Source organism: Rhodococcus sp. 05-2255-1e (assembly GCF_002259025.1).
In the GTDB taxonomy this organism is placed as follows: domain Bacteria; phylum Actinomycetota; class Actinomycetes; order Mycobacteriales; family Mycobacteriaceae; genus Rhodococcoides; species Rhodococcoides fascians.
Map to the genome: position 1 here is coordinate 35,306 of NZ_NOZE01000006.1, position 12,800 is coordinate 48,105.

Below are 12,800 nucleotides of genomic sequence, written 5' to 3' on the forward strand. Positions count from 1 at the left end.
TGCTTGGCGGCAACCGGTATACGAGGTTACGGGGTAGGACCGACGGGCAGGATGACCCCGGTTTCAGCGATGCAACGCCGCAGCGATCTCCCGGTACGTCTCGAGCGGGTCGGCGTCGTCGGGCAGCGAGTGCAGCGTCACGTGCGACGCGCCTGCAGTGAGGTGTTCGTCGAGTCGCGCCGCGATGGCGTCGGCATCGCCGTGTGCGACGAGCGCGTCGATCAGTCGGTCGCTGCCGCCGTCGCCGATTTCCTCGTCCGAGTAGCCGAGCCGGTTCAGATTGTTGGTGTAGTTACGCAGATGCAGGTAGGGATTGTTCACCGGTGGCCTACCGATCGCGCGTGCCTTCTCCAGATCGGTCTCGAGCACCACCTTGTGCTCGGGAGCGAGAATCTTGTTCGGCCCCACTGCTTCTCGGGCTTCACGAGTGTGTTCGGGAGTGGTCAGGTAGGGGTGCGCGCCTGCGGTCCGGCTCGCGGCCAACGCGAGCACCTTGGGGCCGAGCGCGGCGAGGACCCGACGCTCCATCGGGACTCCGGCCTCGTCGAGGTCGTCGAGGTAGCTCACCAATGCGTCGTACGGCTTCCGGTATTCCTGGGTGGCCTCGGGGTGACCGGCACCGATGCCCAGGACGAACCGTCCGGGGTGCTTGCTCTCGATGCGGTGATACGACGCGGCGACGTCGGCGGCTGCATCGGACCAGATGTTGACGATGCCGGTGGCGACGACGATGGTGTCCGTGGCGTCGAGGATCTCCTCGGTGGTCGTCAGGTCCGCGGGCGGGGATCCGCCGAGCCAGATGGTCCCGTAGCCGAAGGACTCGATGGCGCGGGACAATTCCGGCGTGAACGCCGAGTGCAGTCGCCAGACGCCGTACTTGCCGAGTTCAGGTGTGGAAGTCATGTTCGAAGTCAACGCAGCAGCCTCTCGAAGATTCCGGGCATTCTCATTCGTCCGGTTCGATGATGCGATTTTCCGGGAACCGTGCGGGCGGCGGGCCGAAGGCGTCACGGGCGTTCTTGATGACGCCTTTGCCGACCACTCGGTTGCCCGCGCCGCCGATCGCCGCGCCGATTCCGGCGGGAAGCATCTTGCCGACCAGCAGTGCGCTGCGCTTGGCCAGGTATTTGGTGACGAACTTCTTCACCAGCGATTTGTTCATGCTGGCCATCGAGCCGCCCGGAATGCGTGAGGTGATGAGCGGGCCCCAGTTCTTGGCTGTCTTGCCCACTGTTCGTTGAACGATCTGCATGCCTGATTCGCCCAGTGCCACCGAGAGCACCAGCGCGCGTCGCTGCTGGTGATTCTCGACGGGAATGCCGTGCACGGAGGCGACCGACAGCGTCAGCAGAGCCGACGACTCGATGAAGAACGCGGTCTCGGCACCGACGGCGGCGAGCGATGCGACCGTACCGATTCCGGGGACCGCCGCTGCGCCTCCCACTGCCGATCCGCTGCCGGTGACCGCCAGCAAAAATCGCTTCTCGAGCCGTTCGATGATCTGGGCCGGGGTGTCGTACGGGTGTGCTCGACGCACGTGCGCGACGTATTTGTCGACGGCCGGCCCCTGTAGGCGGCTGGCGTTGTCCAGGATGTTGACCAGGGCCCGTTCGAGCTTGCCTCCGCTCGAGATCTCGACCTGAGCGTCGTCCTTCTTGCCTGCCATCGATACCTCTTTCGGTTGCGAGCGTCGGTGACGCTGGTCGGGGGAGTTACCCGCGAATTCCTCGTTGCACACGTTCGGGGCAATTTAGACTGGTGGCGTGCAGATTCCTGCGAGCGAGGTGGTGTCCGGTGGCGCGCGCCGCGTCGGGGTGCGGGCATGTTCGAGACTCTGTCGAGCGGCATCGCGGCGTCGCCGGTGACGATCCGCGCGGCCGACGAGGAAGGTATGGCGTCATGACGACACACGTTTGGCCCACTCTGAAGTACGACAACGCACGCGACGCAATTCGATTCATCGTCGACGTGTTGGGATTCGAGGAGTGCGCGGTTCACGGCGAAGGCGACCGCGTCGATCATGCGGAACTGCGCTGGCCCGACGGCGGCGGGGTGATGCTGGGCAGTGTTCGCGACGGGAGTGCCATCGGCGAACTGCCGCCGGGTGTCGGGTCGATCTACATCGTCACCGACGACCCCGACGGCATCCACGATCGCGTGGTCGCGGCGGGCGGCACCGTCACGCAGGGCCTGCGCGAGGAGGATTACGGCAGCCGCGGCTTCACCTGCCGCGACGCCGAGGGGGTCTACTGGAGCTTCGGTACCTACGCCGGGGCATAGCCGTCACTGTTACACCCAGTGCTCGGGCGGGACCAGTTCGTCCGGCTTCGGCGGCTGCGGCGCGGTGCCGTCGCCGAAGGGCGATCCGCCGAGTGATTCACGTCCGTGCGGTTCGAGCCAGCCGGCCAGATCGGGCCCCTTCGGCACGATGCCCGACGGATTGATGTCGGTGTGCACCTCGTAGTAGTGCCGCTTGATGTGATCGAAGTCGACGGTGTCACCGAATCCGGGGGTCTGGAACAGGTCGCGTGCGTAGTTCCACAGCACCGGCATCTCGGTGAGCTTGCTGCGGTTGCACTTGAAGTGGCCGTGGTAGACGGGATCGAAACGGACGAGGGTGGTGAACAGTCGCACGTCGGCCTCGGTGATGTGCTCGCCGACGAGATACCGCCGGGTGGACAGCCGTTCGACGAGCCAATCGAGGCGAGCGAACAGGCGGTTGTACGCCTTCTCGTATGCCTCTTGCGAGCCGGCGAATCCGCATCGGTAGACGCCGTTGTTGACGTCCTTGAACACCAGATCGGCCACCTCGTCGATCTCGCCGCGGAGCGCCTCCGGGTACAGATCGGGCGCGCCCTCGCGGTGGTACTGCGTCCACTCGGTGCTGAGATCGAGGGTGATCTGTGGGTAGTCGTTGGTGACGACCTGGCCGGTGGGAACGTCGACGATCGCCGGCACGGTGATGCCTCGTTCGTAGTCCGGGAACCGTGCGAAGTATGCGTCCTGCAGCCGAGGGATCTGTAGAACCGAGTCGACGCCGCCCGGCTCCTCCTGGAAGTTCCAGCTGCGCGGGTCGTGGGTCGGACCCGGAATGCCAAGGGACAGAACATCTTCGAGTCCGAGGAGTCGACGCACGATGATGGATCGATGGGCCCACGGGCAGGCCCGCGCCGCGATCAACCGGTAACGCCCGGGCTCCACCGGGTATCCGTCCCGGCCGTCGGCGGTGATGCGCGTCGGGATGTAGTTGGTATCGCGCTTGAATTCCTCGCCCGGCTTCACGTAGGTGGCGTCCTCGGCCATGATCGAACTCCTCACATCGGTCGGTTTCACGAACGCTACCCAGTCCGGACCGGATTCAAGCGCCTAGGTTCGACGCACGGCGGTGTGGCAGGCGCCGATCTCCACGTAGTCGAGCCGGGCGGCAAGGCGTCGAGCGGTCGTGTTCTCCGGTCGCGCGCGCCACTGCGGTATCAGGCCGTCGTCGATGGCATCGTTGGTCGCGAGCCGCCCGACGACCGCGGCGTATCCGTGTCGTCGGTGGTCCGGGTCGGTGAGAACGCGCATGTCGGCCAGGATCATGTTTTCTTCCGAGTACCCGGCCGAGGCCAGGGATCGCGCCGAATCCGCGGGTCGGTCGTCTCCGAGCAAAGTGAACCAGTGCCGCGACACCGGCTCGCCGAATGCCTCCGTCACGTCGGCCTCGCTGCAGTGCTCCGCCAGAGCGCGGGCGTGCTCCGCTTCGTGGGAGATCAGCGGATCGTGGACGTCGATGGTGTGGCCGATCTCGGATCCGTAGGCCAGCGTGTGGGAGTCGATCTCGTACTGCTCGACGCGATCGCCCAGCAGCGTCGACAACCACGTCCGACCGGTGTCTGCCTGGCCCTCGACGCCGCGTGCGGCGTCCACGGCCCAGGAAGGACCGACGATCAGGGTGGTCTGTGCCAGTCGGAGTACGACGATGTTCTCGGTGTCGGTCCGATGTTCGACGCGGTCCGCGGTGGTATCGAGGGCACGGTCGTCCAACGACAGCCGTCGGCACCAGGCGAGTCGGACGATGTCGAGTCGGTGGGGATCGAATCGGTGGGGATCGAATCGGTCGGCATCGTAGGCAGGCAATTCCACGGTTCGACAGTAGCGACGGCACTTGAACCGACGGGCTGCGGCAGCTGTGGCGGCATTTCTGTTTCACCGTCCCAAAGCAATCTTTCGAACTTTTTCGCCCCCGGTGTTTCGCTCAGCGCCAATAGATGGCAGACTCGGTTTTGAGATTAGAGCTTCGACGTGAAGATCTAGCTCGCTTACAGAAGGTTTACAGAATGACGCAGGGCAGTGTGAAGTGGTTCAACGGCGAAAAGGGCTTCGGCTTCATCGAGCAGGATGGTGGCGGACCGGACGTTTTCGTTCATTACTCGGAGATTCAGGGTAGCGGCTTCAAGTCGCTCGACGAGGGCCAGCGCGTGGAGTTCGAGGTGGGCCAGGGTCAGAAGGGCCCCCAGGCTACCGGCGTCCGCGCCATCTGATTCAAGCTTCGTAACCCGATTTCTCCTGGTGGACTGAAACTCTAGACTTTTTCAGCACCAGAAACTCGGTGACAAGGCCGGATACACGGAAGTATTTCCGAGTATCCGGCCTTCGTCTGTTCGGTGAGGGCATCGACCGCGGTCGGTGCCCATTCTGCGTCGAAAGACGCCTTTGTCCCCTGGTGGGCGCATTGTCCGGGTTGCTCCGAGGCTATCGCCGGCCCTATATTCCAGTTGGAATAATTCGTGCGGGATAGGTGACAGGGGGATCGATGCGAGCCGGAACCGTCAATCCGCTGGGCGTCTCGATTCTGGCTCTGCTCTCGGAGGGCCCGATGCATCCCTACGAGATGTATCAATTGCTGCTCTCCCGCAAGGAAGATCGAATCGTCAAGATTCGCCCGGGTTCGCTCTATCACGCGGTCGCACGTCTGCACGAGCAGGAACTGGTCGACGAGGTCGGAACCGACCGGGGTGGCAACCGTCCGGAGCGCACCACCTATCGGATCACCTCGGCCGGACGGCACGTGCTGACCGATCGGCTGACCGAAATTCTGAGAACCCCGGTGCGGGAATACCCGCAGTTCGTCCTCGGCCTGTCCGAAATGCACAACCTACCCGCATCCGACGCGACCGCCCTGTTACGGGAGCGAATCGTGGACCTGACCGCGGACATCGACGAACTGTCGGGCTATCAACAGCTCGCAGCAGATCGCCAGATATCCGAAATCTATTGGGCCGGAATCGATTACATTCACCACATGCTGCGCGCAGAAGTGCAGTGGCTGACGCGCTACCTCGATCGGATCGACAGCGGCGAGCTCGACTGGCCGCATCACATCTCCGCACATCACACGAACCCGACTTCGGGGATAGGGAGCGCTACATGAATTCCGTCGAGACTGCCCCGTCGCAGCACGAGATCAGACCGTGGCCGGCGCTGTGGGCACTGTGCTTGGGCTTCTTCATGATCCTGGTGGACACGACGATCGTCGCGGTCGCGCAACCTGCGATCCTCACCGGGCTGAACACCGACATCAACAACGTCATCTGGGTCACCAGCGCGTATCTCCTCGCCTACGCCGTTCCACTGCTGGTCACGGGCCGATTGGGTGACAAGTTCGGTCCGCGGAATCTGTACATCGCCGGCCTGGTGCTGTTCACTCTCGCGTCCGTGTGGTGTGGACTGTCGGGATCGATCGAGATGCTCATCGCGGCGCGCGCGGTTCAAGGTCTCGGCGCGGCGATGATCACCCCGCAGACGATGGCGGTGATCACTCGTGTGTTCCCGGCGGAGAAGCGTGGAACGGCGATGGGGGCATGGGGTGCCGTTGCAGGCGTCGCAACGCTCGTCGGGCCGATTCTCGGCGGTGTGCTGGTCGACTCGCTCGGCTGGGAATGGATCTTCTTCATCAACGTGCCGGTGGGCATTCTCGCAATTGCGTTGGCGCTGAAATTCGTTCCGGTGCTGCCGACCCACGATCACAAGTTCGATCTGCTGGGCGTTGCGCTCAGCGCTGTCGGACTCTTCTGCATCGTCTTCGGTATCCAGGAAGGTCAGAAGTACGACTGGGGTACCGGCGTGTGGATCCTCATCGGTGTCGGTCTGCTGGTATTCGCGGGGTTTGTCTACTGGCAGTCCGTGAACACCAGCGAGCCGCTGGTGCCCTTGGCCCTGTTCCGCGACCGCAATTTCTCGCTGTCCAATATCGGTATCGCCGCAATGGGTTTCGCGATGTCCGGCATGATGCTGCCGATAATGTTCTACGCGCAGAGCGTCACCGGTCTGACGCCCACCCGATCGGCATTGCTGTTCGTTCCGATGGCGCTGCTCACCGGACTGCTCGCACCCAATATCGGCAAGCTCGTCGACAGGACTCATCCGCGGTACATCGCCGGATCGGGACTGTTCATCCTCGCCGCGTCGCTGCTGTGGTTCGCCTACGAGATGACGCCGACGACGGCCATCTGGAAGTTGCTGCTCCCCGTCGCTGCAATGGGTGTGGCGAATGCGTTGATCTGGTCTCCGTTGGCAGCGACGGCCACTCGTAATCTTCCGATGAGCCAGGCGGGCGCGGGTTCGGGAATTTACAACACCACCCGCATGATCGGGTCCGTGCTCGGCAGCGCGGGCATCGGCGCGCTCATCCAATCGCGCTTGGCCGCCGAACTACCTACCGGTGGATCGGCTTCGGGAGCAAACGAATTCGCCGGCCGAGTGCCCGAGATGCTGCGTGACGGCTTCACCACCGCCATGGCGCAGTCGCTGATCCTCCCCGCCGTCGTGCTCCTGGTCGGCATGGTCGCGGTCTGCTTCTACGCCCGGCCCGCGTTCGAGAAACCCATGTGAGTGGAACCTCGACCCCTGCTACGAAGTTCCACTCACATGCGGCGAAGCCGCTCTACAGCCCCAGATCCCGGCCGATCAGTTCCTTCATGATTTCGTTCGATCCGGCCCAGATCTTGGTCACGCGAGCGTCTTTCCACGCGCGGGCGGCGCGGTATTCGTTCATGAATCCGTAGCCGCCGTGGAGCTGGACGCAGTGGTCGAGGATTTCGTTCTGCACCTGCGAGCTCCACCACTTGGCCTTGGCTGCATCGATGGCCGTCAGCTCGCCCTGGCCGTGGGCGACGATGCAGTTGTCGATGTATGCCTGTGCCACATCGAGTTTGGTGACGAGCTCGGCGAGCAGAAACTTGTTCCACTGCAGCGAGCCGATCTGCTGACCGAATGCCTTGCGGTCCTTGGCGTACTGCAGCGTCTCTTCGAGAATGGGCCGTACGTGTCCGAGGTTGGCCACCGAGCAGCTGATGCGTTCCTGGGGGAGCAGCTGCATCATGTGGATGAAGCCGCCGTCGAATTCGCCGATCATGTTGGCGCTGGGTACTCGCACGTTCTCGAAGAACAGTTCCGCGGTGTCGGATTCGGGCTGGCCGACCTTGTCGAGTTTGCGGCCGCGGGTGAATCCCTCGGTTCCGTTCTCGACGGCGAACAGCGTGATGCCCTTCGCCTTCTTCTCGGGCGTCGTGCGCGTGGCGACGATGACGAGGTCGGCGGAATTGCCGTTGGTGATGAACGTCTTCGAGCCGTTGATGATGAAGTCGTCGCCGTCCTTGACGGCGGTGGTCTTCAGCGCGGCCAGGTCCGAACCGCCGGAGGGCTCCGTCATGGCGATGGCGGTGAGGATCTCGCCGCTGCAGAACCCGGGCAACCAGCGCTTCTTCTGCTCCTCGGTGGTGAGCTTGACGAGGTAGGGCGCGACGATGTCGACGTGGATACCGAAGCACGACGCCACCGCGGCACTCGAGCGGGCGAGTTCCTCACCGAGGACGGCGTTGAATCGGTAGTCCTCGGCTCCGCTGCCGCCGTATTCTTCGGGCACTTCGAGGCCGAGGAAACCGTTGCGTCCTGCTTCGAGCCAGATCTCGCGGTCGATGTATCGCTGTTCGACCAGCTTTTCCTCGACCGGTGTGATCGTCCTGGTGACGAACTCGCGTACCGATGCGCGGAAGTCGTCGTGGTCGGACTCGAACAGGCTGCGCTTCACTTACTTGTTCCTCTCGGTAACGGCTGATACGCGCACAATACTCGTCGGTAACTACGCCCCGGAACGCGTATGGCACTATGCGAGGCATGGCTGACGCACCTACCTCGCTCGTCCGATCGACCACTGCGGCCGGCGCCGAGGTCGCTGTCCTGACCTTCGATCACGGCCCCCTCAATCTGTTCGATCAGGCCATGTTCGACGCGGTGGCCGCGAACGTTGCCGATTTGGCCGCGAACCCGCCACGTGCGCTTCTGCTGCGTGCCGAGGGCAAGGTCAACTCGGCGGGCGTCGACGTGCACGTGTTCGAGGGATTGTCCGCGGCCGAGGGTGCCGATCTGTGGCGTGGGTTGTTCGCCGGCATCATTCACCCGCTCGAGGCGTTGCCGTGTCCGGTGATCTACGCCGCGCACGGTTTGACGCTGACCGCGGCGTTCGAGATCTCGCTGGCCTGCGACATCGTTCTCGCCGGACCCAAGGCCAAGTTCGGTTTGGTCGAGACCGTCGTCGGGTTGACGCCGTCGATGGGCGGACCGCAGCGTCTGGCCGAGCGGGCCGGGTCGGGTCGGGCACGTGAATTCGTCATGACCGGAGATCTCTACGACGCCCAGACGTTGAAGGAGTGGGGCGTGGTCAACCAGATCCACGACGACGTCGATGCCGCGGCGCTCGCGTTGACACATCGACTGGCCGACGGCCCTACCGTCGCCCATGCGGCCACGAAACAGATTGTGGCGGCGTGGCGTTCGGGCGGTGTGGCGCACGCGGACGACATCACGTCGGAGGTGTCGGGCGCATTGTTCGAGACCGAGGATCTGCGCGGTGCGGTGACGAGCTTCCTCGAGGTCGGCCCTGGTAAGGCGACGTACACCGGCAAGTAGAATCGTATGAGTGAGTAATGATCAACTGGCCGAACTGCACCTGCACATCGAAGGGTCGCTCGAACCGCCGCTGATCTTCGATCTCGCCGAGCGCAACGCAATCACGCTGCCGTACAACGATATCGACGAACTGCAGGCGAAGTACGAGTTCACCGACCTGCAGTCCTTCCTCGATCTGTACTACGCGAACATGGCCGTGTTACGCACCGCCGAGGACTTCGCCGATCTGGCGCGCGCGTACTTCCGCCGCACCGCGCAGGCCGGGGTGACGCATGCGGAGATCTTCTTCGATCCACAGGCGCACACCGAGCGCGGTGTACCGCTCCAGGCCGTCGTCGAGGGATTGGCCGACGCCTGCGCGACCAGTGAGCGCGAGTTCGGCGTCACCAGCGGGTTGATCGCGTCGATCCTGCGAGACAAGCCGGTGCTGCACGCCAACCAATTGCTCGACGACCTGTTGGCGATGAAGGCACCGATCATCGGTCTCGGTCTCGACTCCGCCGAGGTCGGCTACCCGCCGTCGCTGTTCGTCGACGTGTTCGCGAAGGCACGCGCGGAGGGCCTGCACGTGGTCGCCCACGCCGGTGAGGAAGGCCCGCCCGACTACATCTGGCAGGCATTGGATCTGCTGAAGGTCGAGCGCATCGATCACGGCGTGCGATGCCTGGAAGACGAGGCGCTGGTGAATCGACTTGTCGAGGAACAGATTCCGCTCACCGTCTGCCCGTTGTCCAACGTTCGGCTCAAGGTGATCGACAATGTCGCGCAGTTGCCGCTACGGCAGATGCTCGAACGTGGGTTGTCGGTGTCGATCAATTCCGATGACCCCGCATACTTCGGCGGGTACGTCGACGACAACTTCTCCGCGCTGGAAGAGGGCATGGGTCTGACCGCGGACGAGCGCACACAGTTGGCGGAGAACTCGGTTCGCGCCAGCTTCGCGAGTTCCTGAATCAGTTCGCCGTCACCGAGATTTTCGGGTAGCCGGTTGCTCCGTCGGGGACGGTGTCTGCAGTCTTGTTGGTCTGCAGCTCCCCGGCGGAGTTGGTAGCGCGGGCGCGGATCGCGTGCTGTCCCGCCGGCAGGTCGAGCTCTATCATCCACTGCCTCCACGTGTCCTTGGAGTACTCCTCCGACAGGGTTGCCGGCATCCAATTGCCCTCGTCCACTTGTACTTCGACGGCTTCGATGCCGGTGTGCTGATCCCAGGCGACGCCCGCGAACACGGTCTTACCCGCGGATACGGAGCTGCCCGACCGCGGAGTGTCGATGCGGGCAGCGGTCTTGATCGGACCGAGTACGCCCCAGCCGCGGTCGGTCCAGTACGCCGTCACCTTGTCGAATCGGGTGATTTCGATGTCGGTGACCCACTTGGTGGCCGAGACGTATCCGTACAGTCCGGGCACGACCAGTCGGGCCGGGTAACCGTGCTCCACGGGTAGCGGGGCGCCGTTCATCCCGACGGCCAACAGTGCGTCCCGGCCGTCGAGCAGCACCTCGAGGGGAGTGCCTGCGGTGAAGGCGTCGCTGCTGGACGACAGGGCCATGTCGGCGTCGGGGGAGATGCCCGCTTCTTCGAGGATGTCCTTCAGTGGGTAGCCGATCCACGTCGCGTTGCCGACGAGGTCGCCGCCGACGATGTTGGACACGCACGTCAACGTGACTGTTTTCTCCACCGCCTGACGCTGCGCCAGATCGGCGAACGTCAACTCGATCTCGCGGTCCACCATGCCGTGGATCCGCAGCGACCATGTATCCGACGCCACGCGTGGCACGACCAACGCGGTGTCGATGCGGTAGAAGTCCTCGTTCGGGGTGATGTACGACGCGAGGCCGTCGATCTTCAGGTCCGCCCCCGCCGGTATCGGCGTTTGCGGCGTCGGGGTCGGGAGCATGAAGCCGAGTCGATCGGCGGTGACCGCTCGCGCCGAGGTGAGCATTCGTCCGGCCGTCCCTGCGACGACTCCGAGTACTGCGGCACCGGCGGCGAGGGTCAGAAAACTGCGTCGGTTCATTCCGTCGGTCGCCGGGGTGGCGGATCCGATGAGGGCGTGCAGCACGACGATGCCGACGATGACGCCGCCGATGGTCGGGACTGCATAGAACACCGTCGCGTCGGGTCGGGTCACCGCGGCGAGGACGCCGATTACGCCCAGGGCGGCGAACACCGTGGCCCCGATCGGTTTGCGAGCGATTCCTGCCGCGGCGGCGATAGCACCGATGACCACGGCCATACCGATGAACAGGGCGAGCTTGTCGGAGGTGCCGAACGTGTCGATGGCCCATTCACGGACCGGCGCCGGACTGTTGTCGACGGCCGAGGATCCGACGGCGGTCAGTGGTGACGAGTTCGGTCCGATGGGGACGGCGATCAATTCGCCGACGCCGAGGACGACTCCGGCGGCGATGATGCCGGACAGCGCGCGTTTTCCTGTGCTCACCGAGTCCAATGTAAGCGAACTCGTCGTGCGCGGTATTTCGTAGCAGGGTACGAGATACCGCTCACGACAGCAGGTGGTCCAGGTAGTCGTTGCGGAACAGCTGCATCGGGTCCAGGGAACCGCGGATGCGGAGGAAGTCGTCGAAGTGCTCGTAGGAATCGCGCAGCTCGGCGCTGCCGAGAGAGTGCAGTTTGCCCCAGTGTGGTCGACCTCCGACGCTGCGGCAGATGGCTTCGACAGCGTCGAAGTACTCGCGATGATCACGCCGGTGGTACTGGTGCACGGCGATGTACGCCGTCGGCCGCCCGGATGCCGTGGACAGCCAGATGTCGTCGGCGGCCGCGAACCGCACCTCGACCGGGAACGCGATGGAGATTGCCGAACGCTCGAGCCAGCGATCCACCTCGCGCAGCACCCAGGCGATCTCGGAGACGGGCACGGCGTATTCCATCTCGACGAACTTGACCGTCCGCGACGACGCGAACACCCGGTACGAGCGGTCGGTGTACTCGCGAGCCGACAGTGCTCGGGCCGAGACCGCGTTCACCCTGGGAATCAACGCAGGCACCCGCGTCACCACTCGGTTGAGGCCCTCGAAGACCGTGTTGGACAGCAGTTCGTCGTCGAGATACGAGCGCACCTTGCCCAGCGGACGCAGATCGGTGTCACCGGGCAGGCGGGTGTTGCGTTTGGTGAGCACACGATCGGTGTGCGGAAACCAATAGAACTCGAAATGGTCGACGCCGGCGACGGTGGCATCGAGATCACGCAGCGTCGCCGTCAGCGTCGACGGCGTCTCGACGGCCTGCAGCGCGAACGCCGCGACGCAGTTCACCGTCACACGCGTGATGACGCCGAGAGCGCCGAGACCGATGCGGGCCGCGTCGAACAGTTCGGTGTTCTCGTCTCGGGAGCACTGCACCGACTGTCCGTCTGCGGTCATCAGCTCCAGCGCGTGCACCTGGGTGGCGATGCCGCCGAATCCGGCACCGGTTCCGTGAGTGCCCGTCGAGATGGCCCCGGCGACGGACTGCTCGTCGATGTCGCCCAGATTGGTCATCGCCAGACCGAGCTCCCACAACCGCGCCGACAACTCCCGGAGTCGAGTGCCGGCCAGCACCGTCACCTGAGCAGATCCGTCGTCGTCGCGTTCGACGGATTCGATACCGCTCAGCGCGTCCAAGACGATCTGGATACCGTCGGTGACGGCAATGGGAGTGAAGGAATGCCCTGCCCCGACGCAGCGCACCGGCAGAGAGCGTTCGGCGGCATCGCGCAGAATCGCACGCAGCTCCTCGACCGACGAGGGCTCGGCTCGACGCGCCGGGAATGCATGTTGATTGCCCGCCCAGTTCTGCCACGACCGCTCGATCATCGAATCACTATCTCGCAGCGCGCTCCCCTGGGGCA

Annotated in this window: 13 protein-coding genes; 6 read left to right on the plus strand and 7 right to left on the minus strand. The window is 64.3% G+C overall.

Annotated features, from left to right (window positions below; translation table 11 throughout):
- Window positions 1-63: 63 nt before the first annotated feature.
- Together CH262_RS02570 and CH262_RS02575 are read right to left on the minus strand one after the other, a co-directional pair.
- Window positions 64-903, minus strand: a complete 840-nt coding sequence (locus CH262_RS02570; protein ID WP_094716798.1) for an LLM class F420-dependent oxidoreductase — start codon at window positions 901-903, stop codon at window positions 64-66.
- 43 nt (window positions 904-946) lie between these two features.
- Window positions 947-1,666, minus strand: coding sequence for a hypothetical protein (locus CH262_RS02575; RefSeq protein ID WP_032365401.1), 720 nt, complete (start codon window positions 1,664-1,666; stop codon window positions 947-949).
- A 233-nt stretch (window positions 1,667-1,899) separates the two neighbouring features.
- On the opposite strand from CH262_RS02575, the gene CH262_RS02580 reads away from it, so the two are divergent.
- Window positions 1,900-2,280 carry a VOC family protein gene (locus CH262_RS02580; RefSeq protein WP_032365504.1) on the plus strand — a complete coding sequence of 127 codons (381 nt, stop codon included), beginning with the start codon at window positions 1,900-1,902 and terminating at the stop codon, window positions 2,278-2,280.
- Window positions 2,281-2,289: 9 nt separating this feature from the next.
- Here the strand turns inward: CH262_RS02580 and CH262_RS02585 are convergent, their stop codons facing one another.
- Together CH262_RS02585 and CH262_RS02590 are read right to left on the minus strand one after the other, a co-directional pair.
- Entirely contained in the window at window positions 2,290-3,303 is a 1,014-nt protein-coding gene (locus tag CH262_RS02585; RefSeq protein WP_094716799.1) for a glutathione S-transferase family protein, read from the minus strand.
- A gap of 63 nt (window positions 3,304-3,366) precedes the next feature.
- Window positions 3,367-4,125, minus strand: a complete 759-nt coding sequence (locus tag CH262_RS02590) for a GNAT family N-acetyltransferase (protein ID WP_256988643.1) — start codon at window positions 4,123-4,125, stop codon at window positions 3,367-3,369.
- A gap of 194 nt (window positions 4,126-4,319) precedes the next feature.
- Between CH262_RS02590 and CH262_RS02595 the strand changes: the two genes are divergently transcribed.
- The 3 genes from CH262_RS02595 (at window position 4,320) to CH262_RS02605 (ending at window position 6,873) form a co-directional block, all read left to right on the plus strand.
- Complete coding sequence (locus CH262_RS02595; protein ID WP_008714360.1) at window positions 4,320-4,523, plus strand: cold-shock protein; 204 nt, start codon at window positions 4,320-4,322, stop codon at window positions 4,521-4,523.
- A gap of 272 nt (window positions 4,524-4,795) precedes the next feature.
- Window positions 4,796-5,413 (plus strand): PadR family transcriptional regulator, encoded by a 618-nt coding sequence (locus tag CH262_RS02600; RefSeq protein WP_052054800.1) that lies wholly within the window; start codon window positions 4,796-4,798, stop codon window positions 5,411-5,413.
- Window positions 5,410-6,873, plus strand: coding sequence for a DHA2 family efflux MFS transporter permease subunit (locus CH262_RS02605; RefSeq protein WP_032386327.1), 1,464 nt, complete (start codon window positions 5,410-5,412; stop codon window positions 6,871-6,873). The genes CH262_RS02600 and CH262_RS02605 overlap by 4 nt, the downstream gene beginning before the upstream one ends.
- A gap of 52 nt (window positions 6,874-6,925) precedes the next feature.
- Here CH262_RS02605 and CH262_RS02610 read toward each other — a convergent pair whose 3' ends face one another.
- Window positions 6,926-8,071, minus strand: a complete 1,146-nt coding sequence (locus tag CH262_RS02610) for an acyl-CoA dehydrogenase family protein (RefSeq protein ID WP_027498008.1) — start codon at window positions 8,069-8,071, stop codon at window positions 6,926-6,928.
- A gap of 86 nt (window positions 8,072-8,157) precedes the next feature.
- On the opposite strand from CH262_RS02610, the gene CH262_RS02615 reads away from it, so the two are divergent.
- Both CH262_RS02615 and CH262_RS02620 read left to right on the plus strand, forming a co-directional pair.
- Window positions 8,158-8,949 carry an enoyl-CoA hydratase/isomerase family protein gene (locus CH262_RS02615; protein ID WP_094716823.1) on the plus strand — a complete coding sequence of 264 codons (792 nt, stop codon included), beginning with the start codon at window positions 8,158-8,160 and terminating at the stop codon, window positions 8,947-8,949.
- A gap of 10 nt (window positions 8,950-8,959) precedes the next feature.
- Window positions 8,960-9,901 (plus strand): adenosine deaminase, encoded by a 942-nt coding sequence (locus tag CH262_RS02620; RefSeq protein ID WP_094716800.1) that lies wholly within the window; start codon window positions 8,960-8,962, stop codon window positions 9,899-9,901.
- 1 nt (window position 9,902) lies between these two features.
- Here CH262_RS02620 and CH262_RS02625 read toward each other — a convergent pair whose 3' ends face one another.
- Both CH262_RS02625 and CH262_RS02630 read right to left on the minus strand, forming a co-directional pair.
- On the minus strand, window positions 9,903-11,390 hold the full coding sequence (locus CH262_RS02625; RefSeq protein WP_094716824.1) for a molybdopterin-dependent oxidoreductase: 1,488 nt from the start codon (window positions 11,388-11,390) through the stop codon (window positions 9,903-9,905).
- Between the two features lie 61 nt (window positions 11,391-11,451).
- Window positions 11,452-12,765, minus strand: a complete 1,314-nt coding sequence (locus CH262_RS02630) for a D-arabinono-1,4-lactone oxidase (RefSeq protein ID WP_094716801.1) — start codon at window positions 12,763-12,765, stop codon at window positions 11,452-11,454.
- Window positions 12,766-12,800: the final 35 nt, after the last annotated feature.